At 65.7% G+C, this 24,020-nt stretch carries 20 protein-coding genes; 3 read left to right on the forward strand and 17 right to left on the reverse strand.

Annotation, left to right across the window (positions count from 1 at the left end; translation table 11 throughout):
• The first annotated feature begins 117 nt into the window (after positions 1 to 117).
• Together WFQ67_RS22940 and WFQ67_RS22945 are read left to right on the forward strand one after the other, a co-directional pair.
• On the forward strand, positions 118 to 1,800 hold the full coding sequence (locus WFQ67_RS22940) for a methyl-accepting chemotaxis protein (protein WP_213629746.1): 1,683 nt from the start codon (positions 118 to 120) through the stop codon (positions 1,798 to 1,800).
• Between the two features lie 186 nt (positions 1,801 to 1,986).
• Positions 1,987 to 3,054: an AI-2E family transporter gene (locus tag WFQ67_RS22945; RefSeq protein WP_213629748.1), complete on the forward strand. Its 1,068-nt coding sequence runs from the start codon at positions 1,987 to 1,989 to the stop codon at positions 3,052 to 3,054.
• A 7-nt stretch (positions 3,055 to 3,061) separates the two neighbouring features.
• Here WFQ67_RS22945 and WFQ67_RS22950 read toward each other — a convergent pair whose 3' ends face one another.
• The 14 genes from WFQ67_RS22950 to WFQ67_RS23015 all read right to left on the reverse strand — a co-directional run bounded on the left by WFQ67_RS22950 (position 3,062) and on the right by WFQ67_RS23015 (position 18,646).
• A complete protein-coding gene (locus WFQ67_RS22950) occupies positions 3,062 to 3,586 on the reverse strand; it encodes an alpha-ketoglutarate-dependent dioxygenase AlkB family protein (protein WP_213629750.1) in 525 nt (174 codons plus the stop codon).
• Positions 3,587 to 3,784: 198 nt separating this feature from the next.
• The gene (nuoN, locus tag WFQ67_RS22955) at positions 3,785 to 5,260 is read right to left on the reverse strand and encodes an NADH-quinone oxidoreductase subunit NuoN (RefSeq protein ID WP_213629752.1); all 1,476 of its coding nucleotides are present in this window, start codon (positions 5,258 to 5,260) and stop codon (positions 3,785 to 3,787) included.
• A 20-nt stretch (positions 5,261 to 5,280) separates the two neighbouring features.
• Positions 5,281 to 6,810: an NADH-quinone oxidoreductase subunit M gene (nuoM, locus tag WFQ67_RS22960; RefSeq protein WP_173174310.1), complete on the reverse strand. Its 1,530-nt coding sequence runs from the start codon at positions 6,808 to 6,810 to the stop codon at positions 5,281 to 5,283.
• A gap of 25 nt (positions 6,811 to 6,835) precedes the next feature.
• Positions 6,836 to 8,683 (reverse strand): NADH-quinone oxidoreductase subunit L, encoded by a 1,848-nt coding sequence (nuoL, locus tag WFQ67_RS22965; protein WP_337058310.1) that lies wholly within the window; start codon positions 8,681 to 8,683, stop codon positions 6,836 to 6,838.
• Positions 8,680 to 8,988, reverse strand: coding sequence for an NADH-quinone oxidoreductase subunit NuoK (nuoK, locus tag WFQ67_RS22970; RefSeq protein ID WP_031287559.1), 309 nt, complete (start codon positions 8,986 to 8,988; stop codon positions 8,680 to 8,682). The genes nuoL and nuoK overlap by 4 nt, the downstream gene beginning before the upstream one ends.
• 7 nt (positions 8,989 to 8,995) lie before the next feature.
• Positions 8,996 to 9,496, reverse strand: coding sequence for an NADH-quinone oxidoreductase subunit J (gene nuoJ / locus WFQ67_RS22975; RefSeq protein WP_337058311.1), 501 nt, complete (start codon positions 9,494 to 9,496; stop codon positions 8,996 to 8,998).
• A 10-nt stretch (positions 9,497 to 9,506) separates the two neighbouring features.
• Positions 9,507 to 10,055 (reverse strand): NADH-quinone oxidoreductase subunit NuoI, encoded by a 549-nt coding sequence (nuoI, locus tag WFQ67_RS22980; protein WP_021219042.1) that lies wholly within the window; start codon positions 10,053 to 10,055, stop codon positions 9,507 to 9,509.
• Between the two features lie 11 nt (positions 10,056 to 10,066).
• Entirely contained in the window at positions 10,067 to 11,059 is a 993-nt protein-coding gene (nuoH, locus tag WFQ67_RS22985; protein WP_173174304.1) for an NADH-quinone oxidoreductase subunit NuoH, read from the reverse strand.
• Entirely contained in the window at positions 11,056 to 13,764 is a 2,709-nt protein-coding gene (nuoG, locus tag WFQ67_RS22990) for an NADH-quinone oxidoreductase subunit NuoG (RefSeq protein ID WP_213629754.1), read from the reverse strand. Before nuoG ends, nuoH begins: the two co-directional genes overlap by 4 nt.
• A 98-nt stretch (positions 13,765 to 13,862) precedes the next feature.
• The gene (gene nuoF, locus WFQ67_RS22995) at positions 13,863 to 15,209 is read right to left on the reverse strand and encodes an NADH-quinone oxidoreductase subunit NuoF (protein WP_173174300.1); all 1,347 of its coding nucleotides are present in this window, start codon (positions 15,207 to 15,209) and stop codon (positions 13,863 to 13,865) included.
• Positions 15,206 to 15,697 (reverse strand): NADH-quinone oxidoreductase subunit NuoE, encoded by a 492-nt coding sequence (gene nuoE / locus WFQ67_RS23000; RefSeq protein WP_021219038.1) that lies wholly within the window; start codon positions 15,695 to 15,697, stop codon positions 15,206 to 15,208. Before nuoE ends, nuoF begins: the two co-directional genes overlap by 4 nt.
• 1 nt (position 15,698) lies before the next feature.
• Positions 15,699 to 17,480: an NADH-quinone oxidoreductase subunit C/D gene (gene nuoC, locus WFQ67_RS23005; RefSeq protein WP_173174298.1), complete on the reverse strand. Its 1,782-nt coding sequence runs from the start codon at positions 17,478 to 17,480 to the stop codon at positions 15,699 to 15,701.
• A 64-nt stretch (positions 17,481 to 17,544) separates the two neighbouring features.
• Positions 17,545 to 18,222, reverse strand: a complete 678-nt coding sequence (locus tag WFQ67_RS23010; RefSeq protein WP_111262129.1) for a NuoB/complex I 20 kDa subunit family protein — start codon at positions 18,220 to 18,222, stop codon at positions 17,545 to 17,547.
• A gap of 10 nt (positions 18,223 to 18,232) precedes the next feature.
• Entirely contained in the window at positions 18,233 to 18,646 is a 414-nt protein-coding gene (locus WFQ67_RS23015; protein WP_111262130.1) for an NADH-quinone oxidoreductase subunit A, read from the reverse strand.
• A 561-nt stretch (positions 18,647 to 19,207) separates the two neighbouring features.
• Between WFQ67_RS23015 and WFQ67_RS23020 the strand changes: the two genes are divergently transcribed.
• A complete protein-coding gene (locus tag WFQ67_RS23020; protein ID WP_337058312.1) occupies positions 19,208 to 20,602 on the forward strand; it encodes a pectin acetylesterase-family hydrolase in 1,395 nt (464 codons plus the stop codon).
• A 36-nt stretch (positions 20,603 to 20,638) separates the two neighbouring features.
• Here WFQ67_RS23020 and WFQ67_RS23025 read toward each other — a convergent pair whose 3' ends face one another.
• From WFQ67_RS23025 to WFQ67_RS23035, 3 genes are all read right to left on the reverse strand, one after another.
• Positions 20,639 to 21,268: a hypothetical protein gene (locus WFQ67_RS23025; protein WP_337058313.1), complete on the reverse strand. Its 630-nt coding sequence runs from the start codon at positions 21,266 to 21,268 to the stop codon at positions 20,639 to 20,641.
• Between the two features lie 41 nt (positions 21,269 to 21,309).
• On the reverse strand, positions 21,310 to 21,804 hold the full coding sequence (locus WFQ67_RS23030; RefSeq protein WP_337058314.1) for a DUF4442 domain-containing protein: 495 nt from the start codon (positions 21,802 to 21,804) through the stop codon (positions 21,310 to 21,312).
• 104 nt (positions 21,805 to 21,908) lie between these two features.
• A complete protein-coding gene (locus tag WFQ67_RS23035) occupies positions 21,909 to 23,909 on the reverse strand; it encodes a PhoX family protein (protein ID WP_337058315.1) in 2,001 nt (666 codons plus the stop codon).
• Positions 23,910 to 24,020 lie beyond the last annotated feature (111 nt).

Below are 24,020 nucleotides of genomic sequence, written 5' to 3' on the forward strand. Positions count from 1 at the left end.
CGTGTTGCCCGGCTGAACGTTGGTGCCCACCAACCGCTACAGCTATTCACGGGGCTGCCGATAAGCGGTCGATCCCGCCTCGTTTTCCCGGCCTGCCTCCCTTCAAGGAATGGAAATATGCGCCTGACACTCAAATCCAAGGTCCTGCTGCTGGCGCTCGCGCCGGTGATCCTCTTCGCCCTCGTGCTCAGTGGCGCCGCCGCCAAGGTGCTGCTCAACCTGGCGGAAGGCGAGGTGAAGGAAACCCGCGAGCGGCTGATCCAGGAGAACCGCCAGGAGCTGCAGCACTACATGCAGATCGCCCTGGGCTCGGTCCAGACTCTCTATGACGCGTCCTCGGCCAACGACATGGCGGCCCGGGACCAGGCCATCGAGATCCTCAAGAAGATCAAGTACGGCAAGGACAGCTATTTCTTCGCCTACGATTCGCAGGTGATCCGCCTGTTCCGCGGCGACAGCCCGGTGGACGTGGGCAAGAGCTTCTCGGGCCGCAAGGACGTCAACGGCGTGGCCGTCAACGACGAGCTGGTCCGGGTCGCCAAGGACGACAGCCACTACGTGTTCTATCACTCGCCGCTGCCGGGCAACGAGAGCGTGCAGGTACCCAAGCTCGGTTACACCTACTACCTGCCCAAATGGGACATGGCACTCGGCACCGCGGTCAACCTCGATGGCGTCGAGGCCCAGGTGGCTGCGGTGCAGGAGGCGATCGACGCACGCATCAGCACCATCCTTACCAGCATCGCGGTGATCGCCGCGATCCTGCTGGTGGTGTTCGGCATCGTCGGCACCGCGCTGAGCAACGCATTCCTGCGTCCCTTGCAGCAGATCAAGGCCAATCTGGACGACATCGCCGCGGGTGAAGGCGACCTGACTCGCCGCCTGCCGGCCAACAGCCATGACGAGCTGGGTGAGCTGGCGGGGTCCTTCAACCGCTTTGTCGAGAAGATCCACGGCCTGGTGCGCCAGATCGTCGATATGACCGGCCAGCTTACCGGCCTGGTGGGTGAGGTCTCGGCACAGGCGCATCGCTCCGAGCAGGCCATGGAGCGCCAGCGCCACGAGACCGATCAGGTGGCCACGGCGATCAACGAGATGTCCGCCGCGGCGCACGAGGTGGCCAAGAGCGCCCAAGGTGCCGCAGAGGCTGCCCAGCAGACCGACCAGGAAGGCCAGGCGGCGAAGAAGGTGGTGGATGGCAGCATCACCCGCATCCATGCGCTGGTGGGGGACATCCGCGAGAGCGGCGCGTCCCTGGACAGTTTGCAGCAGGACGTGCAGTCGATCGTCAGCGTGCTGGGGGTGATCCGTTCCATTGCCGAGCAGACCAACCTGCTTGCGCTCAACGCCGCCATCGAGGCCGCACGTGCTGGCGAGGCGGGCCGAGGCTTCGCCGTGGTCGCCGACGAGGTGCGCGCGCTGGCCAGCCGCACCCAGCAGAGCACCCAGGAAATCCAGGGCATGATCGACCGCCTGCAGCAGGGCACACAGGAGGCTGTGACCTCCATGCGCCGCTCCAGCGACGCCGGCGACATCACCAGTGAACAGGCCAACCAGGCCGGCTCCTCGCTGGACGCCATCGCCCAGTTGATCGGGACCATCAATGCGATGAACGCGCAGATCGCCAGCGCCGCCGAGGAACAGACGGCCGTGGCCGAGGAGATCAACCGCAGCGTGCACCAGATCGCCGTCGCCGTTGACAGCGTCGCCGACGAGACCCAGCAGGGCGCACAGACCGCCCGTAGCCTGGCGGCCCTTGGTGAGCGCCTGGGGGCTCTGGTGCGCCAGTTCCGCATCTGATTCCTTTCAGTGGGCTCCCGCGTTCGCAGGGAGTGACGTGGGTGGAAATCCCGTTTCCCCGTCATCCCCGCGAGCGCGGGGATCCACTGGAGAACCACGCCCCCATTCGCCACGCCCACAAAGTCTTCGCACTTTGCCCGCTTCGCGGCGGACTAATCAGGAACCCCACCTGACGGCGTCCGCTCCATGTCCGAATCCCGTTACCCCCTTGAAATCCGATCGCTGATCCTCCTGCTGGTCCTGGTGACCCTGGCCTTCGGCTGGATTCTCCTGCCGTTCTACGGCGCGGTGTTCTGGGCGGTGGTGCTGGCGGTGGTGTTCAGCCCCCTGCAACGGCGGCTGGCCCTGAGGATGGGGGGACGCGGCAACCTGTCGGCGCTGATCTCCCTGGGCGTCTGCCTGCTGGTGGCGATCCTGCCGGTGTTCCTCATCGCCGCGTTGCTGGTGCAGCAGGGGGCGGATCTCTACCAACGGCTGGATTCCGGCGAGCTGGACGTCGGCTCCTATGTCGCGCGGGTGCGCGAGGTGCTGCCCGAGTTCCTTCAGCACCAGCTCGACCGTTTCGGCCTCAACGATTTCGACGGGCTGCGCGACCGCATCGCCAGCGGTGCCATGCAGGGCAGCCAATTCATCGCCACCCAGGCGTTCTCCATCGGCCAGGACACCTTCCAGGTGGTGATCGGCTTCTTCCTCATGCTCTACCTGCTGTTCTTCTTCCTGCGGGACGGCCTGGACATCGTCCGTGGCATCCGCACCGCGGTGCCCCTGGGGGACAACCACAAGCGCCGCTTGCAGATCAAGTTCACCCGCGTGGTCCGTGCCACGGTGAAGGGCAACGTGGTGGTGGCCGCGCTGCAGGGCACCCTGGGCGGGCTGATCTTCTGGGTGCTGGACATCCCCAGCGCGCTGCTGTGGGGCGTGATCATGGCGTTTCTCTCGCTGTTGCCGGCGGTGGGGTCGGGGATCATCTGGGCGCCGGTGTCGGCCTACCTGCTGCTTTCGGGCAGTACCTGGCAGGGCGTGGTGCTGGCGGTGTTCGGGGTGCTGGTGATCGGCATGGTGGACAACGTGCTGCGCCCCATCCTGGTGGGCAAGGACACGCGCATGCCGGACTACCTGGTGCTGCTCTCCACCCTGGGCGGGTTGTCGCTGTTCGGCCTCAACGGCTTCGTCATCGGCCCGCTGATCGCCGCACTGTTCATGTCCAGCTGGGACCTGTTCACCAGCACCCGGCGCCAGGTGAAGCTGCCCTGACCCTCGCTCAGCGCAGGATGCGGCGGAAGGTCAGGCTGATGCGCGGCCCGGCTGACGCAACCCGGGGAATGGCGTGCAGCCAGTGGGCCTGGACGGCCTGGTCCATATACAGCAGCGAGCCCGGCGACAGCTCCCAGGTGACTTCCCGCTGGCGGTCCGCCTTGCTGCGGAAGTGAATCGGCCGGGCGCTGCCGAGCGAGAGGATGGCGACGCCGGTATCGGCAGCCAGTTCGGAGCAGTCGTCGGAATGGAAGCCCATCGAGGACTGGCCGTCCTCGTAGAGGTTGAGCAGGCAGTTGTTGGGCAGGAAGCCCAGCCGTCGGTGCAGCCGTTCGCACAAGGCCTGTAGGGCGTCCGGTAGCGAGGTGGCGGGGTAATCGATCTGCGAATAGTTGTAGGCGACGCCAAAGCTGGCGGTGCGGCGGGCACGCATGCGCGTGTCCCACTCGACGCTGGCCACCAGGTGCTGGAAGAGCTCGTCGGGGGCGTCGAGGAAGCCGGGGTCGAACGAAAGGTCTGGCGTGTCGTGCATGGGGCGGCATCCTTGCTGAAGGGGGGATTGTATGCCGGGGACGGATGCTCTGCATCGCCGGAGGGCAATGGTCGGGCCGGGGTGGGGGAGGGCAGCGCGGAGGCGTCGCCGGGGTGTTCGGGCCGCGGATGAGCTTCCCGTTTTCCACGCAAGAAAAAACCCGGCCAAGGCCGGGTTCTTTCATTGCAGCGAGTAGCTTCAGTGTGCGAGTGCCACCAGGCCGGAGTGCTGGACCAGGTCCAGCAGCGGCTGCGGGTAGACGCCGAGGAAGAAGGCCAGCAGGGCGACGAACAGCAGCATGATGCCGCCGGCGCGTTGCGCCCAGTGCAGGTCGGCGTCGTGGCGGCGCAGGTTGGGCTCCACCAGGAACAGGGTGACCATCACCCGCAGGTAGTAGAAGACGCCGATGGCGCTGCCCAGGACCATCACGCCCAGCAGCAGCCACAGGCCCGACTCGACACCGGCGGCGATCACGAAGAACTTGCCGATGAAGCCCGCGGTGAGCGGGATACCGGCGAGCGACAGCATCATCACGGTGAGTACGGCGGTCAGGTACGGGCGGCGCCAGAACAGGCCGCGGTACTCGTACAGGGCGTCGCAGTCGCGGCCGTTGTACGGGGTGGACATCAGGGTCACCACGCCGAAGGCGCCGAGGCTGGTCAGCACATAGGTGGCGAGGTAGACGCCGATGGCTTCCACGGCCATGCCCTTGCTGGCGATCAAGGCGATCAGCAGGTAGCCGAAGTGGGCGATGGAGGAGTAGCCCAGCAGGCGCTTGATGTTGTTCTGCACCAGCGCGAGCAGGTTGCCGAACAGGATCGAGGCGATGGCGATGGCGCCCAGCAGGTCGTTCAGCCAGCCGCCGGCGGTGGCCGGGGAGATCTGGTACAGGCGCAGCAGCACGGCGAACACGGCGACCTTGCTGGCGGTGGCCAGGAAGGCCGATACCGGTGCCGGGGCGCCTTCGTACACGTCCGGGGTCCACAGGTGGAAGGGCACCAGGGAGAGCTTGAACGCCAGGCCGATCAGCATCATGCCGATGCCCAGGTGCACCAGCATGTTCGGTGCGCCTTCGGTGGAGAACCTCGCACCGATGCCGGCGAAGCTCAGGGTGCCGGCGTCGGCGTAGAGCAGGGCCATGCCGAACAGCAGGAAGGCGGAACCGGCGGCCGAGAGCACCATGTACTTGATGCCGGCTTCCAGCGAGCGCTTGTTGAAGAAGGCGTACGCCACCATGCCGTAGACCGGCACCGAGAGCAGCTCCAGGCCGATGAACAGGCCGGCCATGTGCTGCGCGGTGACCAGCACCAGGCCGCCGCAGGCGGACAGCAGGATCAGCAGGTACATCTCCTCGCGGTTGCCCGGGTAGCCCTGGCCGGTGTTGCCGCCCAGGTAGGCGTGGATCAGGGTGACGCAGGCGAGGGTCGATGCCAGCACCAGGCCCATGTAGTAGCAGCCGAAGGTGTCGATCCTCAGGAGCGGGGTGACCTCGATGGGCGTGACGCCCAGGGCCGGGATGATCGACAGCAGCGCCAGGTTGAGGCCGATCACCGAGAGCCCGAAGGTCAGGGTGTGGTTGCGCTTCCAGGCGATCGCCAGCATCACTACGACGACCGTGGCACAGGCGACGAGCAGCGGCAGCAGGGCGATCAGGTGTTGAGTCGTGAATTCCACAGCGTGATGTTCCATAACAGCTACCGGGCCGAGGCGAGTTGGGTGAAGGCTGCGTCCAGCCACTGATGCACGCCGTGCATGCTAGCGGCGGAAGTGTCCAGCACCGGTTGCGGGTAGACGCCCAGGAGGATCAGCAGGGCGGCGAGGCCGAGCACCATTGTCAGCTCGCGGGGCTTGAGGCCCAGCAGCGGGGTGTCGGACTTGGCCGGGCCGAAGTAGGCGCGGTGAATCATGATCAGCGAGTAGACCGAGCCGAACACCAGGCCGGTGGCGGCGATGACGGTGACCCAGGCGGCTTTCTGGAAGGAGCCGACCAGGATCAGGAACTCGCCGACGAAGTTGCCGGTGCCGGGCAGGCCGAGGGCCGCCGCGGCGAAGAACAGGCTGATGGCCGGCAGGTAGGGCATGCGGCCCCAGATGCCGCCCATCTCGCGCATGTCACGGGTGTGCAGGCGCTCGTAGAGCTGGCCGCAGAGGATGAACAGCGCCGCGGCGGAAAGGCCGTGGGCCATCATCTGCACCACCGCGCCCTGCAGGGCGATCTGGCTGCCGGAGTAGATGGCGATCAGCACGAAGCCCATGTGGGAGACGCTGGAGAAGGCCACCAGGCGCTTGATGTCGGTCTGCGCGAAGGAGAGCAGGGCGCCGTAGATGATGGCGAACACGCCGAGCCAGTGGGCGATGGGCGCGAACTCGGCCGATGCATGGGGGAACAGCGGCAGGGCGAAGCGCATCAGGCCGTAGGCGGCGGTCTTCAGCAGGATGCCGGCCAGGTCCACGGAGCCGGCGGTCGGGGCCTGGGCGTGGGCGTCCGGCAGCCAGGAGTGGAACGGCACCACCGGGAACTTCACCGCGAAGGCGATGAAGAAGCCGAGCATCAGCAGGTATTCGGCGGTCGGGGTGAGCTGGACCTTGAGCAGGTCGGCGTAGTTGAAGGTCATCACGCCGGTGTTGTTGTAGTTGATCAACACCAGGCTGAGGATGGCCACCAGCATCACCAGGCCACTGGCCTGGGTGAAGATGAAGAACTTGGTGGCGGCGGTGATGCGGGTCTTGCCCTTGCTGCCGCTGTGACCCCAGAGCGCGATGAGGAAGTACATCGGCACCAGCATCATTTCCCAGAAGAAGAAGAACAGGAACAGGTCGACGGCGAGGAACACGCCGACGACGCCGCCGAGGATCCACATCAGGTTCAGGTGGAAGAAGCCGACGCGGTTCTGGATCTCGTTCCAGGAGCAGAGCACGGACAGCACGCCGAGCAGGCCGGTGAGGGTGACCATCAGGACCGACAGGCCATCCATCGCGAGGTGGATGGTGATGCCGAAACGCTCGATCCACTGGACCTTGAACTCGTGCGCCCACACCGGGCCGGCCTCGGGGGAGGGCGCCAGGGTGAAGTCGCCGGTGGCCCACAGCCAGAGGCCGAGGCCGAACAGCAGGGACATGGTCAGCAGCGCGATCCAGCGCGGCAGGGTGTTGCCGAAGCGCTCACCTTGCCAGCACAGCAGGCCGCCGATGAAGGGGATCAGGATTAGCCAGGGCAGAATCATGACGGGCTGGTTTCCTTAAGAAGATTCAAGTCAGCAACACGGCGCCGAGCACGAGCACGGCTCCGCCGACCAGGGATACTGCGTACCAGCGCAACTGGCCGGTCTGGCTGCTGCTCAGCAGGCCGTTGCCGCCCCGCACGATGCGTGGGATCAGGCCGATGCCGGAGTCGATCGGGTCGTGACCGAGCAGGCGGGTGATCAGCAGGTACGGTTTGACGAACAGCTTGTCGTAGACCCAGTCGAAGCCCCAGGCGGCGTACCACCAGGCGCCGAGGAAGCGGCCCGGCGCGCTCTGGGCGACGGCGCTGATGAAGCGACGCTTGCCGAGGAAGAGCAGGGCGGCCAGGAGGATGCCCGCCAGGGCGATGGCGCCCGAGGCGATCTCCAGGCTGTGCTGCGCTTCGCCGCCGGCATGGCCGACGCTCTGCGGCAGCACGCCGTGCAGCGGCGGGGTGATCAGCGCGCCCACGAAGGTGGACAGCACGATCAGCACCGACAGCGGCAGCCAGTGGGCCACGCCGTGGCCGGCATGGGCCTCGGTCTTGGCCTCGCCATGGAAGGCGATGAAGATCAGGCGGAAGGTGTAGATCGAGGTCAGGAAGGCGCCGGCCAGGCCTGCGTAGAGCAGCCACTGGTGGCCGCTGGCGAAGGCTTCCCAGAGGATCTCGTCCTTGGAGTAGAAGCCGGCGGTGACCAGGGGCAGGGCCGCGAGGGCCGCGCCGCCGACGATGAAGCTGGCGTAGGCCAGCGGCAGCTTCTTCCACAGGCCGCCCATCTTGAAGATGTTCTGCTCGTGGTGGCAGGCGTTGATCACCGCACCGGAAGCGAGGAACAGCAGGGCCTTGAAGAAGGCGTGGGTCATCAGGTGGAAGATCGCCGCGTCCCATGCACCCACGCCCAGGGCGAGGAACATGTAGCCGATCTGGCTCATGGTGGAGTAGGCGAGGATGCGCTTGATGTCGGTCTGCACCAGCGCGGCGAAGCCGGCCAGTACCAGGGTGACGCCACCGACGATGCCGACCAGCTCGAGGATCTCGGGGGTCAGCAGGAACAGGCCGTGGGTACGGGCGATCAGGTAGACGCCCGCGGTGACCATGGTGGCCGCGTGGATCAGGGCGGAAACCGGGGTCGGGCCCGCCATCGCGTCGGCCAGCCAGGTCTGCAGCGGCAGCTGGGCGGACTTGCCCACGGCGCCGCCGAGCAGCATCAGGGTGGCGATCCACAGCCAGGCGTCGCCGGCCACGTATTTCTGCGGGGCCAGCACCATCAGCTCCTGGATGTTCAGGGTGCCCAGGTGCATGAACAGCAGGAACAGGCCGATGGCCATGAACACGTCGCCGATGCGGGTGACGATGAAGGCCTTGAGCGCGGCGTTGCCGTTGTTCGGGTTGCTGTAATAGAAACCGATCAGCAGGTAGGAGCAGAGGCCCACGCCTTCCCAGCCGAAGTACAGGAACAGCAGGTTATCGCCGAGCACCAGGAACAGCATGCTGGTGATGAACAGGTTGGTGTAGGAGAAGAAGCGCGAATAGCCTTCTTCACCGCGCATGTACCAGGAGGCGAACAGGTGGATCAGGAAGCCGACGCCGGTGACCACGCCCAGCATGGTCAGCGACAGGCCGTCTAGGTACAGGGTGAAGCTCGGGGCGAAGCCGTCGACGTCCATCCACTGCCAGAGCACCTGGGTGTAGACGCCGCCTTCCGGCGGGGCGACGTTGAACTGGAAGATGATCCAGGCCGCGGTCAGTGCGGAGAGGCCTACGGAGCCCACGCCGATGACGGCGGAGGTGTTTTCGGAGAAGCGCCCGCGGGAGAACGACAGGATCAGCCAGCCGAGCAGCGGGAAGAGGAAGGTCAGGAATAGAAGGTTCATCCGCGCATCTCGCTGGCAGCGTCGATATCGAGGGTGTGGAAGCGGCGATACAGCTGCAGCAGGATCGCCAGGCCGATGCTGGCCTCGGCGGCTGCGAGGGTGATCACCAGAATGAACATGATCTGGCCGTCTGCCTGCGCCCAGCGGGCACCGGCGACGACGAAGGCCAGGGCGGCGGCGTTCATCATCACTTCCAGGCTCATCAGTACGAAGAGGATGTTGCGGCGCACCATCAGGCCGACCAGCCCGAGGCCGAACAGCATGCCGGCGACGGCGAGGCCATGTTCCAGGGGGATTGCTTGCAGCATGGCGTTACTCCTTCGCTTCGTGGCGGCCGAGGTGGTAGGCCGCGACCAGGGCTGCCAGGAGCAGCATGGAGGCGAGTTCGACGGCCAGCAGGTAGGGCCCGAAGAGGCTGATGCCCACTGCCTTGGCGTCTACCGTGGTCTGGCCGATGGTGGCGCCGCTGCTCTGGCTTAACAGCACGTAGAGCAGCTCGGCGAGCAGGGCCAGGGACAGCACCGAAGGGCCGACCCAGATGCCGGGCTTCAGCCACTTGCGTTCCTGCTCGACGATGGCCGGGCCGAGGTTGAGCATCATCACCACGAAGACGAACAGCACCATGATGGCGCCGGCGTAGACGATGATCTCCAGGGCGCCGGCGAAGGGAGCGCCGAGGGCGAAGAAGCACATCGAGACGGCCAGCAGGGAAATGATGAGGTAGAGCAGCGCATGCACCGGGTTGGTGTTGGTGACCACCCGCAGGGTGGACACGACCGCGACGCCTGCAGCGAAATAGAAAGCGAATTCCACGCACGTCTCCTTAGGGCAGCAGGCTCTTCACGTTGATCGGCTCGGCTTCGTTCTGCGCGGCGCCTTTCGGCTTGCCGGCGATGGCCATGCCGGCCACGCGATAGAAGTTGTAGTCCGGATTCTTGCCGGGGCCCGAGATCAGCAGGTCTTCCTTCTCGTAGACCAGGTCCTGGCGCTTGTACTCGCCCATCTCGAAATCCGGGGTCAGCTGGATCGCGGTGGTGGGGCAGGCTTCCTCGCACAGGCCGCAGAAGATGCAGCGGGAGAAGTTGATGCGGAAGAACTCGGGATACCAGCGGCCGTCCTCGGTCTCGGCCTTCTGCAGCGAGATGCAGCCGACCGGGCAGGCCACGGCGCACAGGTTGCAGGCCACGCAGCGCTCTTCGCCGTCGGGGTCGCGGGTCAGCACGATGCGGCCGCGATAGCGCGGCGGCAGGTACACGGGCTCTTCGGGGTACTGCAGGGTGTCACGCTTGCGGAAGCCGTGGGAGAACACCATCACCAGGCTGCGCAGCTGGGTGAAGGTGCCGACCACCACGTCGTAGATGTACTTGATCATGGTCTTTCTCCTTACTGGGCCGTGGCCAGCACGACGGCGCCGGTCACCAGCAGGTTGATCAGGGTCAGCGGGAGGCAGAACTTCCAGCTGAAGGCCATCACCTGGTCATAGCGCGGACGCGGGATCGACGCGCGGAGCAGGATGAACAGCATGATGAAGAAGGCGGTCTTCAGGGCGAACCAGATGAACGGGATCTGCGGCAGGATGCCGAAGGGGCCGTGCCAGCCGCCGAAGAACAGGGTCACCAGCAGCGCGGACACCAGCACGATGCCGATGTACTCGCCGACGAAGAACATGCCCCATTTCATGCCGGCGTATTCGATGTGGTAGCCGTCGGCCAGTTCCTGCTCCGCTTCCGGCTGGTCGAACGGGTGACGGTGGGTCACGGCGACGCCGGCGATGAAGAAGGTACAGAAGCCGAAGAACTGCGGAATGATGAACCACAGGTGCTGGGCCTGGTATTCGACGATGTCGCGCATGTTGAACGAGCCGACCTGGGCGACCACGCCCATCAGCGACAGGGCCAGGAACACCTCGTAGGAGACGGTCTGGGCCGAGGCGCGCAGGCTGCCGAGCAGGGCGAACTTGTTGTTGCTCGACCAGCCGGCGAAGAGCACCGCGTACACGGTGATGCCGGCCATGGCGAAAAAGAACAGGATGCCGATGTTCAGGTCCGCGACGCCCCAGGTGGGGGTGATCGGGACCACGGCGAAGGCGATGAGCAGGGCGCTCATGGCGATCACCGGCGCCAGGGTGAAGATCACCTTGTCGGCGAACGGCGGCGTCCAGTCTTCCTTGAAGAACATCTTCAGCATGTCGGCGGCGATCTGGAACATGCCGAACGGGCCGACGCGGTTGGGGCCGTAGCGGTCCTGCCACCAGCCCAGCAGGCGTCGTTCGACGAAGCTCAGCAGGGCGCCGCAGACGACCACGGCAAGCAGGATCACGATGGCCTTGAGCACCGCGATGATGACGTCGATCACCTCGGGAGTGAGCCAGCTCATTGCGCGGCCTCCTGCAGCAGGGTCACGGTGGCACCGGCGACGGCACCCGGGATGCCCGGCAGGCCGGCGGGCAGGCCGACGAGGCCCGCGGCCAGCTCCTCACGGACCTGCAGCGGCAGGCGCAGGGCCTGGCCGTTGACGCGCAGCGACAGCATGGCGCCGTCGTTCACGCCCAGGCGGTCCGCCTCGGACTTGGCCAGGGCGACATAGGCCTCGGGCATGCGCTCCTGGATCGGCGCGGCGCGGGAGGAGTTCTCCTCGCTGCCGAACAGGTGGTGGAAGGGGACGACCTGCCAGGTGCCTTGCGCGGGGTTGAAGGGCGCAACGGCGGCGAACCAGGGCAGGGTGGCGCCCTTGGCCTCGATCAGGCGCACGCCCGGGTCACCGGCGCGCAGGTGGCCGCCGACTTCGTCCTGGAACTTGTTCCAGGCCTGGGGCGAGTTCCAGCCCGGGGACCAGGCGAAGGGGATCTGCTGACGGGGTTCGGCGCTGCCGGCATAGCCTTCCATGGAGAAGGCGAAGGGCGAGTCCTTGTCTTGCGGCTGGCGCGGCTCGTGCACGCTGATGTTGGCGCGCATGGCGGTGCGGCCGCTGTAGCGGTGCGGCTCGCGGGCCAGCTTCAGGCCCTTGATGCGGAACGAGGCGCTGGGCGCGGCGTCGCGGATCGAAGCCAGCTGGCTGTTGCTGTCGGCGACGGCGGCGGTGACCTGGTCGAGCTGGGTCCAGTCGACGGACTTGCCTTCCAGGGTGCTGTGCAGGGCGTGCAGCCAGCGCCAGCCCTCGCGGACGAGGATGTTGGCGTCGTAGTAGGTCGGGTCGTAGACCTGGAAGAAGCGCTGGGCGCGGCCTTCCTGGCTGACCAGGGTGCCGTCGCCTTCGGCGAAGCTGGCGACCGGAAGTACCAGGTGGGCGCGCTCGACGGTCGCGGTCTGCTGGTGGTCGGCGACGATCACCACCTTGGCGGCGGCCAGTGCGGCGTCGACCTTGGCGGCTTCGGCGCGGCGGTACAGGTCGTTCTCCAGTACTACCACGGCGTCGGCCTGGCCGGCGGTCAGGGCTTCCAGGGCGGCGTCCACGGATTCGCCACCGAACAGGGCCAGGCCCATGCTGTTGGCTTCCGGGACCACCAGGCTGATTGAGCCGTTCTTCTCACGGTTCTTCAGGGCGCTGGCGATGTTGGCGGCGGCTTCGATCAGGGCCTTCTCGCCGAGGGAGGCGCCGGAGACGATCAGCGGACGCTTGGCTTGGATCAGGGCGTCGGCGATGGCCTTGACCAGCTCGGCGGCCTCGTTGTCCAGGCCATCCACGGCCGGGGCGCTCGGGTCGATGGCATGGGCCACGGCGAAGCCGATGCGGGCGAGGTCGGCCGGGGCGGCGTGTACGCACTGGGTGGCCACGTCGTCGAGGCGGGTCTCGGCGATGCTGGCGATGAACAGCGGGTTCAGCGCGTCCTGGGCGACGTTCTGCACGGCGGCCATGTGCCAATCCTGGATCTTCATCGAGGCAGCGATGTCGGTGGCCTTGCCCTTGACCGACTGGCGCAGCGCCAGGGCGACGCGCGCGGCGGTCTGGGTCAGGTCTTCACCGAGCACGAAGACGGCGTCGTGGCTTTCGATGTCACGCAGGGTGGGCACCGGCAGCGGGCCGTTCTGCAGGATGTCGCGGATCAGGCGGATGTTCTCCAGTTCGCTGGCGGCGATGCCGGAGTAGTAGTTGGCTTCGCCCACCAGTTCACGCAAGGCGAAGTTGGACTCCAGGCTGGCACGCGGCGAGCCGATGCCGATCACGCGCTTGCCCTTGAGCAGCTCGGCGGCCTTGTCCAGCGCGGCGTCGAGGCCCAGTTTCTGGGTGCCGAACGACGGCTGGCGCGGGCGGTCCTCGCGGTTGACGTAGCCATAGCCGAAGCGACCGCGATCACAGAGGAAGTACTGGTTCACCGAGCCGTTGAAGCGGTTCTCGATGCGGCGGATCTCGCCGTAGCGCTCGCCGGGGCTGATGTTGCAGCCGCTGGAGCAGCCGTGGCAGATGCTCGGGGCGAACTGCATGTCCCACTTGCGGTTGTAGCGCTCGGAGTGGGTCTTGTCGGTGAACACGCCGGTCGGGCAGACCTCGACCAGGTTGCCGGAGAACTCGCTCTCGAGGGTGCCGTCCTCGACGCGTCCGAAGTAGACGTTGTCGTGGGCGCCGTAGACGCCGAGGTCGGTGCCGCCGGCGTAGTCCTTGTAGTAGCGCACGCAGCGGTAGCAGGCGATGCAGCGGTTCATCTCGTGGGAGATGAACGGGCCGAGCTGCTGGTTCTGGTGGGTGCGCTTGGTGAAGCGGTACCGGCGCTCGTTGTGGCCGGTCATCACCGTCATGTCCTGCAGGTGGCAATGGCCGCCTTCCTCGCACACGGGGCAATCGTGCGGGTGGTTGGTCATCAGCCATTCGACGACGCTGGCGCGGAATTGCTTCGCCTCTTCGTCCTCGATGGAGATCCAGGTGTTGTCGGTCGCGGGGGTCATGCAGGACATGACCAGGCGGCCGCGCTTGTCGTTTTCGTCGGTGTACTGCTTGACCGCGCACTGGCGGCAGGCGCCGACGCTGCCGAGCGCCGGGTGCCAGCAGAAGTAGGGGATGTCGAGTCCGAGGGACAGACAGGCCTGCAGGAGGTTGTCTGCACCATCGACTTCGAGCGTCTTGCCGTCTACGTGGATAGTGGCCATGGTTCAGTCTTCATCTGCCCGTTTGACCGGGCTTGGCTAATGGAATCAGGTTGCGGTCGGGGCCGCTCTTGGCGGCCGCCAACCGGCGGAGCTGGCTCTTATGCGCCGACCGGTTCGGGTCGGATCGCCGGTGCGTTCTCGGCGATGCCTGCTTCGAACTCCGGACGGAAATACTTCATCGCGCTACCCAGCGGCTCGACGGCGCCCGGTGCGTGGGCACAGAAGGTCTTGCCTGGGCCGAGGAAGTTGACCAGCCCTTCGAGGGTCTCCAGGTCGCCTCGCTGGCCTTCGCCGCGTTCGAGGGCGCGCAGGACCTTGACGCTCCAGGGCAGGCCGTCACGGCAGGGCGTGCACCAGCCGCAGGACTCGCGGGCGAAGAACTCTTCCATGTTGCGCAGCAGCGAGACCATGTTGATGCTGTCGTCCACCGCGAGCGCCAGGCCGGTGCCCATGCGGGTGCCGACCTTGGCGATGCCGGCGGCGTACATGGGGGCATCCAGGTGCTCGGGGAGCAGGAAGCCGGTGCCGGCACCGCCGGGCTGCCAGGCTTTCAGCTTGAAGCCATCGCGCATGCCGCCGGCGTAGTCCTCGAAGAGTTCACGGGCGGGTACGCCGAAGGGCAGTTCCCAGAGGCCGGGGTTCTTCACCTTGCCGGAGAAGCCCATGAGCTTGGTGCCCATGTCTTCGCTGCCCGGACGGGCGAGGCCCTTGTACCAGTCCACGCCGTTGGCGACGATCGCCGGCACGTTGCACAGGGTCTCGACGTTGTTGACGCAGGTGGGCTTGCCCCAGACGCCGACGGCGGCGGGGAAGGGCGGCTTGGAGCGCGGGTTGGCGCGGCGGCCTTCCAGCGAGTTGATCAGGGCGGTTTCCTCGCCGCAGATGTAGCGGCCGGCACCTGTGTGGACGAACAGCTCGAAATCGAAGCCCGACCCGAGGATGTTCTTGCCCAGCAGGCCGGCGGCCTTGGCTTCGTCGATGGCACGGTTGAGGTTGCGCGCCGCGTCGACGTATTCGCCACGCAGGAAGATGTAGCCGCGATAGGCCTTGAGGGCGCGGGCGCTGATCAGCATGCCTTCCACCAGCAGGTGGGGCAGCTGTTCCATCAGCATGCGGTCCTTCCAGGTGTTGGGTTCCATTTCATCCGCGTTGCACAGCAGGTAGCGGATGTTCATGGATTCGTCGGCGGGCATCAGGCCCCACTTCACGCCGGTGGGGAAGCCCGCACCGCCGCGGCCCTTGAGGCCGGAGTCCTTTACGGTCTGCACGATGTCGGCCTGGGCCATCTCGCCGAGGGCCTTGCGTGCAGCTGCGTAGCCGTTCTTCTGCTGGTATTCCTCGAGCCAGACGGGCTGCGCGTCGTCACGCAGGCGCCAGGTCAGCGGGTGCGTCTCGGCGCTGCGCTGGATGCGGTTGGCCGGGCCGACGGAGGTGAGGGTCTTCATTGATAGGCCTCCAGCAGTTGCGCGACGCCGTCGGCGCTGACGTTGCCGAAGGTGTCGTCGTCGATCATCAGGGCCGGGGCCTTGTCGCAATTGCCCAGGCAGCACACCGGCAACAGGGTGAAGCGATTGTCGGCGGTGGTCTGGCCGAGGCCGATGCCGAGGTTCTGCTGGATGCTGCCGAGTACCGACTCATGGCCGCCGACGTAGCAGGTCATGCTGTCGCACACGCGGATGATGTGGCGGCCCACCGGCTGGCGGAATATCTGACTATAGAAGGTGGCCACGCCTTCGACGTCGCTGGCGGGGATGCCGAGGATCTCGCCGATGGCATCGGCGGCGCCGTCAGGCACCCAGCCGCGCTCCTTCTGGACGATCTTCAGGGCTTCGATGGACGCCGCGCGCGGGTCCTCGTAGTGGTGCATCTCGTGCTCGATGGCCGAGCGCTCGGTTTCGCTGAGGGCGAAACGGTCGGTCTGGATAATGCTCATGTCAGCGGTCCACGTCAGCCATAACGAAGTCGATACTGCCCAGGTAGGCGATCAGGTCGGCCACCATGCTGCCGCGGATCACCGAGGGGATCTGCTGCAGGTGGGGGAAGCTGGGCGTGCGGATCCGGGTGCGGTAGCTCATGGTGCTGCCATCGCTCGTCAGGTAGTAGCTGTTGATGCCCTTGGTCGCCTCGATCATCTGGAAGGCTTCGTTGGCCGGCATGACCGGGCCCCAGGAAACCTGCAGGAAGTGGGTGATCAGGGTTTCGATGTGCTGCAGCGTGCGTTCTTTCGGCGGTGGCGTGGTCAGCGGGTGGTCGGCCTTGTATGGGCCTTCCGGCATGTTCTTCAGGCACTGGTCGATGATGCGGATGCTCTGGCGCATCTCTTCGACGCGGACCATGCAGCGGTCATAGGCGTCGCCGTTGTGGGCCAGCGGCACTTCGAACTCGAAGTTCTCGTAGCCGGAGTACGGGCGGGCCTTGCGCAGGTCGAAGTCCAGGCCGGTTGAACGCAGGCCGGCACCGGTGACGCCCCATTCCAAGGCTTCCTTGGTGTTGTACTGGGCGACGCCGATGGTACGACCCTTGAGGATGCTGTTCTTCAGCGCGGCCTTGGTGTACTCGTCCAGGCGCTTGGGCAGCCATTCGACGAACTCCTTGACCAGGCCATCCCAGCCGCGCGGCAGGTCGTGGGCGACACCACCGATGCGGTACCAGGCCGGGTGCAGGCGGAAGCCGGTGATGGCTTCGATGACCTTGTAGGCGCGCTGGCGGTCGGTGAAGGTGAAGAACACCGGGGTCATGGCGCCGACGTCCTGGATGTAGGTGCCCAGGAACAGCAGGTGGCTGGTGATGCGGAAGAATTCAGCCAGCATCACGCGGATGGTGTCGACCTTCTGCGGCACCTTAATGCCGGCGAGCTTCTCCACCGCGAGCACGTAGGGCAGGTTGTTCATCACCCCGCCGAGGTAGTCGATGCGGTCGGTGTAGGGGATGAAGCTGTGCCAGGACTGGCGCTCGGCCATCTTCTCGGCGCCCCGGTGGTGGTAGCCGATGTCCGGGACGCAGTCGACGATCTCTTCGCCGTCGAGCTGCAGCACGATGCGGAAGGCACCGTGGGCGGAGGGGTGGTTGGGGCCGAGGTTGAGGAACATGTAGTCCTCGTTCTCGCCCTGGCGCTTCATGCCCCAGTCCTCGGGGTTGAAGCGGGCGGCTTCTTCCTCGAGTTGCTGCTTGGCCAGGGTGAGGCTGTAGGGATCGAACTCGGTGGCGCGCGCCGGGTAGTCCTTGCGCAGCGGGTGGCCTTCCCAGGTGGGCGGCATCATGATCCGCGAGAGGTGCGGGTGGCCGGTGAAGTGCACGCCGTACAGGTCCCAGACTTCACGCTCGTACCAGTTGGCGTTGGGCCAGATGCCGGTGACGCTGGGCAGGTTGAGGTCGCCTTCCTGGAGCGACACCTTGATCATCACGTCGCTGTTACGCTCCATGGAGATCAGGTGGTAGAACACGGTGAAGTCGGCGCCCGGCAGGCCGCGGCGATGCGTACGCAGGCGCTCGTCGACCCCGTGCAGGTCGTACAGCATGACGAAGGGGCGCGGCGAGTTGCGCAGGAAGGTCAGCACCTCGACGAGCTTCTCGCGAGCGACCCAGATGACCGGCATGCCGGTGCGGGTGGCCTGGAGGGTGAAGCTCTCGGCGCCAAAGCGGGAATTCAGTTCAACGACGACATCTTGGTCGTCAGCCTTGTAAGGCGGAATAGACAGAACGGTGTCTGCAGTCATGGTCTCGGTCGCTTTCGGTCAACGTACAGAGTGAGCCGGGTCTCTTCTTGTGGAAGAGACCGGATCAGACTTCGTCGGGGCTGCGCAGGTTGGTGACCTGGATACGCTGTTCGCGGCGCTGTTCCTTCTGCGACGGCATTTCGGCACGGTAGATGCCTTGGTCGCCGACGACCCAGGAAAGCGGACGGCGCTCCTGGCCGATGGATTCCTGCAGCAGCATCAGGCCTTGCAGGAATGCCTCCGGACGAGGAGGGCAGCCAGGGATGTACACGTCCACGGGGAGGAACTTGTCCACGCCCTGGACCACCGAATAGATGTCGTACATGCCGCCGGAATTGGCACACGAGCCCATCGAGATCACCCATTTGGGCTCCAGCATCTGCTCGTAGAGGCGCTGGATGATGGGCGCCATCTTGATGAAGCAGGTGCCGGCGATGACCATGAAGTCAGCCTGGCGGGGTGATGCGCGAATGACTTCCGCACCGAAGCGGGCGATGTCATGCGGCGCCGTGAAGGCGGTGGTCATCTCCACGTAGCAGCAGGACAAGCCGAAGTTGTACGGCCACAGGGAGTTCTTGCGACCCCAGTTGACTGCACCGTTGAGAACATCTTCCAGCTTGCCCATGAAGATGTTCTTGTGGACCTGATCTTCTAGCAGGGGGTCGGAAACGATCTCCCGCTCACCGATCGGGTACTGCTCGTTGGGAGCAGTCGGATCGATCCGAGTAAGTTTGTATTGCATCGCCAAAGCCTCATTGTTTTAGCTTCGCCTGCCGATTGCGACGACCTTCGGGGGCCCAGTCGAGGGCTCCGATGCGCCAGAGATAGGCAAGACCTGCCAACAGAATTGCTATGAAAATGGTAGCTTCGATGAGGCCCGCCCACCCGCTTTCGCGAACGGATACGGCCCAGGCGAAGAGGAAGAGGGCTTCGACGTCGAAGATCACGAAGAGCATCGCGACCAGATAGAATTTTGCGGAGAGGCGCAGGCGGGCACTGCCGGTGGGGAGCATCCCGGATTCGAAGGGTTCGTTCTTCGCACGACCGTGGGCGCGACTGCCGAGCAGGCTCGATACGCCGAGCATGAAGGCGCAGAGGCCGATGACGCCCAGCAGGAAAACAGCGAAACCCCAGTTATGGGAAAGAATGGCAGTGGCTTCCGACATGCCTGAACTCCTTCAACAAGGAACGGCGTTCACTCGTTATTAAAATGATCCTTGCCCGCACAAGAGTGCCCGGCAATCTATTCGGACAATTTTATGCCCGTATGGGCGTACAAGTAAATTTTTCAGACTAAAAAATTAACCCGAAAGCCAGTTTAAAGACCTTGTACAGCTCTGAAAGCCTAGGGCGGCGAGGGTTCCGGTTTTTTGTCAGGCTTTGGTCGGATTGCGGCGCTATGCCGCAGGGGGCAGATATAGATAGGTTAATGATAGTCATTATCATTTGACTGGGGAATATATAACCACTACATAGCGAGTCCTACGGAAGTGGTTAAAACATGCGCACTTAATAGCCGCTGTTACTCACAACTTCTTTCCTCTATGCCTAATTCATATGTGGCTGTCGTTGTTGCCCTGGCGACCTTGTACTAGCGTGCTAGGTGCGTCGTGGATGCGGCGCGTTCCCCCTGTTTCCCTGTCGTACTCAGCGGGTCGGCTGGACCACGGATTCGCCTGCCTGGGCGCGCTGGTCCACGTGAAAAACAAGAAAAAGAGGGAATCGCCATGGGCGTTGCCAAGTCGCTGCGTCACTGCTTCGTGCTACTGCTGTTCTGCCTGCCGTCCCTGCCTGCCCACGCCGAGCTCGGCGATTACGGGTTCTGGCGGACCCTGGTCAACCTCACCTCGCCACCGAAGGCCGACAACAAGGTGCTGCCCGAGCAGCGGGTCGGGCCCTATCCGTTGCTGGCCAACCCCGCCGGGTTCGATTCCGGCTTCAAGGCGGGCAACTACTACGCCTGGCAGACGGTGCAGCTCGCTCCCGAGACGGGCGCCGTGTGCGGCAACGGCTCGCCCTACAAGTTCTTCGTCAATCGGGTGCCCAACACCAGCAACACCATCATCTATATGGAGGGCGGCGGCGCCTGCTGGGACTACGCCAGCTGCACCGGGCAGACCGGCATCCGCGGCGCGCGCAATCCCAACGGGATACCCGATGACTACATGAAGCTGCTGAACCCCAGTGCCAGCCTGGTCAGCCCCTTCGTGGTGCGGCTGCATCCCTGGACGCGGGTGAAGACGCAGAACTGGAACATGGTCTATGTGCCCTATTGCACGGGCGACATCTATTCCGGCGACAAGGTGGCGGTCTACCAGGACCCCACCGGGCAGAAGCCTCAGCTGATCTGGCACCACAACGGGCTGCGCAACACCCGTGCGGTCACGGCCTGGCTCAAGGACAACCTGGAGCGCCCGGAGCAGATGCTGTCCACCGGCTGCAGCGCCGGCGGGGCGGGGAGCCTGATCAGCCATGCGGTGACCCGCCAGGACATCGCGCCCACCCGCGGTTTCATGATCGACGACTCGGGGCCGGTGTTCAGCGCGGTGACCGGCGGCAGCAACCAGGCCTACCCGTCGCTGCCGTTGCAGACCTTCATCCGCCAGGCCTGGGGTCTGGACAATGGCCCGCTGCAATTGCTGCAGAGCCGCCTGCCGGGCGTCACCCTCAACGACCTGGGCAGCATCTACCCGGCGCTTTCCGCGAACCTGCCGGGTGATCGCCTCGGGCACACGCACTTCTGGAAGGACCTCAACTACTCGTCGTATTCCTACGAGCGCTTCTATCCGGAGATCGCCAACGCACCGGACCAGGCCACCAAGGAGGCGCTAATCCACGCCAAGTGGGACGTGGACACCGGTCGCCTGCGCAATACCCTGGCCAACCTGCACAATTTCGGCGGTTACTTCCCGCAGTACCGCGCGGTGAACGAGAGCCATTGCACCAGCATCATCGAGTTCGCCAATGCCGATATCCAGGAGCAGAACCTGCAGCTGGATGATTTCGTCACCAACGTGCTGGATGGCAGCGGGCCGGTGATGGATGCGTCCGAGACGAGCGATGCGGCGGATCGGGCCAAGCCCTTCAACCTGCTCTACTACATTCTCAACCAACTGCTCTGATGGCGTGTCGCGAGGCGGGCGATCCGCCTCGCGATCTCAGTGGTAGGCCTGCTCGCGGGCCTGCTGCAGGCGCTGCCTGAGGTACTCGTCGCGGCTCAGGCCGTCTGGGATGCTCTGCATCGCCAGCACTTCTTCGACGATGCGCTTCTCTTCCTGCTTGTAATGATCGAACTGGGGCGAGGGCTTCGCCGCCAGCTTCTTCTCCAGCGCATCGCTGCGAGCCTTGTAGCGTTGCAACAGGGCATTGGCCCGCGCTTTCTGTTCTTCCACGTCCGTGCTGGTGGCCTGGATCAGGGCGATCTGCAGCATCAGCGATTCGCTCGCTGCCAGCTCGCCGCTCTGCTCGTGGGCCTGTACTTCCTCGGCCAGCCGGGCGGCCTGTTGCTCGCGCGCTTCTGTCGACAGGCCGGGCGCGGCCTTGAAGAAATCGCGGTAGGCCGAGTGGAACTCCAGGCGCTTCTCGTATTCCGCCATCCGTGCGGGATCGATGCGCGGTGCGCCCGTCGTCTCCGGCGCGTCGCTCGCCACAGAGGCAGGCGCCTGGGTGGCCTGTTGTGCGGGCTGGGTGGCGACCTGGGCTTCGGCGGGCAGGCGCCAGTAGAGGGTGGCGGCGGCGGTAACCGCGGCGATCGCGGTACTCGCCAGGATGAGATTGACTCGGGCCATCGGGGTCTCGCCCTTCCAGTTGGGACACCCGTACAGCTTAGTCAAGGCTCGCGCTTGCGGCTGACCCAGGCCCAGATCATTTCGCAACGGATCGGCTCGATGCCGGCTTCGTCGGTGATGATCACCGCGACACGGACCTCACCCCGGTCCTCTTCGTGGATGCGGCGGACCTGCTCGGCGTCCAGTTCGGCCACCGCCTTCAGGCCGCCCGTGGCGCGCTTGAGGTAGTCCACGTGCAGGCTCTTTATCAGCGGCAGCTTGTCGTCCGGCACGTTCATGCCCACCAGCAGTCCGGTGGCGGACTCTGCCAGCAATGCCATGGCAGCCGCATGCACGCCCTTGATGTGGTTGCGCACGCGGGGGCGGTTGGCGAGGCTCATCACCGCGCGCTGCTGGCTCAGGTGATGGACGCGTACGCGGGCGGTGCCGGCGAAGCGGACCTGGCTGCCGATCAGCAGGCTCAGGAGGGGTGTGTGCAGGGCGGCGGGCAGCCGGCTTACCAGGGCGATGGCGCGACTCAGGCGGTTGGCTGGCATGGATGGGCCCTTGGTGAGTGGGCGGCCAGTTTGTCATCGGTAAAAAGGACCGGCCATTGCTGGCCGGTCGCAAATGCCTGGCACTTCGGCCAGTGGCTGGGGGGTCAGAGAATGCGGCGGCGGTCCTCCCGGGTGATCACCACCGTGGAGGAGCGCGGCCGCTTGCCCGGTCCATCCGGCCAGGTGCTGGTCAGGTTGGTGGGCGTGGAGCCCTCGCCCGGGTGCTGGATATTGACGAACAGGGTGCGGAAGTCCGGGGTCGCGGCGATGCCGGTGACCTCGGCGCCCAGCGGGCCGACCAGGAAGCGCTTGAGTTCGCCGCTGCGCGGGTCCGCCACCAGCATCTGGTTGTTGCCGAAGGGGCCGGAAGCCAGCTGGCTGCCGCTCATGTCGGTCTGGATCCACAGGCGACCGTCGTCGTCGAACCACAGGCCGTCGGGGCTGGCGAGGATGTTGCTGGCGTCCAGCGGCTTGCCGTTCGGGCCGCGGCTGTCGGTTTCCGGGCCGGCGAGCATGAACAGGTTCCAGTTGAAGGCCTGGCCGGCGTAGTCGCGGCTCTGTTCGCGCCAGCGGATGATGTGGCCGTAGGCGTTGGCGGGGCGCGGATTGGGCGCATCCGGCGTGGTGCGCGCGGTGTTGTTGGTGAGGGTGAAGTACACCTCGCCGTTGTCCGGGTTGACCGCGCCCCACTCGGGGCGGTCCATCTTGGTCGCGCCGACCACGTCCGCTGCCAGGCGGGTGTTGATCAGCACCTCGCCCTGGTCGGCGAAGGCCACGCCGGCAGCGAGGCAGGCCTTGAGGAAGGATTTGTCGTTGATGTCCAGCGCCAGCCACTGGCCGCTGCCGTCGGCGTTGAAGCGCGCCACGTACAGGGTGCCTTCGTCGAGCAGGCGGCCGTTGCTGCGGCCGGGGCGGTAGGCGTCGCGGCTGACGTATTTGTAGATGTACTCGTTTTGCGAGTCGTCGCCGGAATAGCACACCACCGGGCGGCCGGCCTTCACCGGGGCGAAGATGAGGCCTTCGTGGGCGAAGCGGCCCAGGGCGGTGCGCTTGACCGGTACGGAGTCGGGTTCGAAGGGGTCGATCTCGACGATCCAGCCGAACTGGTTCGGCTCGTTGCGGTAGTCGCCCCTGGCGTCGGTGGTCTTGCGGGTGGCGTCGAAGCGCTCGAATTCGTCGCCGGGGAGGGTTTCCCAGCCGAAGCGGCTGCCGTTGCGCAGGCCGTAGCGTTTCAGCTCGCGGGGCAGGTCGGTGTCACGGGTGGAGAAGTAGCCGGCCCAGTTCTCCTCGCAAGTGAGGTAGGTGCCCCAGGGCGTGAAACCGTTGGAGCAGTTGTTCTGGGTGCCGCGTGCGGCGGTGCCGTTGGGGCTGTGGCGGGTCTGCAGCAGTTTGTTGCCGCGTGCCGGGCCACTGATCTGCATCGGCGTGGCGGCGGTGATGCGCCGGTTGCGGCGGCTCGGTACCACCGTCCATTCGCCGCGCACGTCACGGCGGATCTCCACCACCGATACGCCGTGGGCGTTGATCTCCTTGCGCACTTCCTCGGCGCTCGTGCGCTTGCCGTTCACGACGGTCGGGCCGTTGGGGTGCAGCAATGGCGCGTCAATGTACTCGTGATTGAGTACCAGCAGGCCATGGTCGGAGCGCAGGCCCAGGCCGTGGCGGGTGTCGATGGGGAAGAAATGCATGCCGTCGTGGTGCATGCCGGTCTGTTCGGCCTGGTCTTGAGCGCTGTTGCTGGCGTCCTCGGCGAACGCCGGGTAACGGCCGGTGATGGGCGTGCCCCAGGGAATGAAGGGCGTTGCCTTGTAGCCCGGCGGCACGGTGATGGTGTCGGCGCGGCCGGTCGGGATGCCCTCGAAGGCCAGTCGGCGGCGCGGCTTGAAGGGGAAACCGAGGCCGCGGGCTTCGCCCTGGCTGGCCTCGGCCTGGCCGGGCAGGGACACGCCGAGGAAGGCGAGGGCGCCGAGTGCGGCGCCACCGGCCAGCACCTCGCGGCGCTTCACGCCTTCGATCAGCTCGCTGATGTGGGGGTTCCGGGACTGGTTGCTCGGCACTTCGTCGCCATTTCCAAAGAGGACGGCGTTCTCTTTCTCGTTGTTCAAGGCTCTGTCTCCATACGGGCGAATCGGCGGAGACTTGACGCTACGGCCTCAAGGCGACGGAACTGTGACAGGGCGATGGGCGTGGTGCCTTATGTGCGGTGCCGCACAAAA

This window comes from Pseudomonas sp. USHLN015, assembly GCF_037153275.1.
GTDB lineage: Bacteria > Pseudomonadota > Gammaproteobacteria > Pseudomonadales > Pseudomonadaceae > Metapseudomonas > Metapseudomonas tohonis.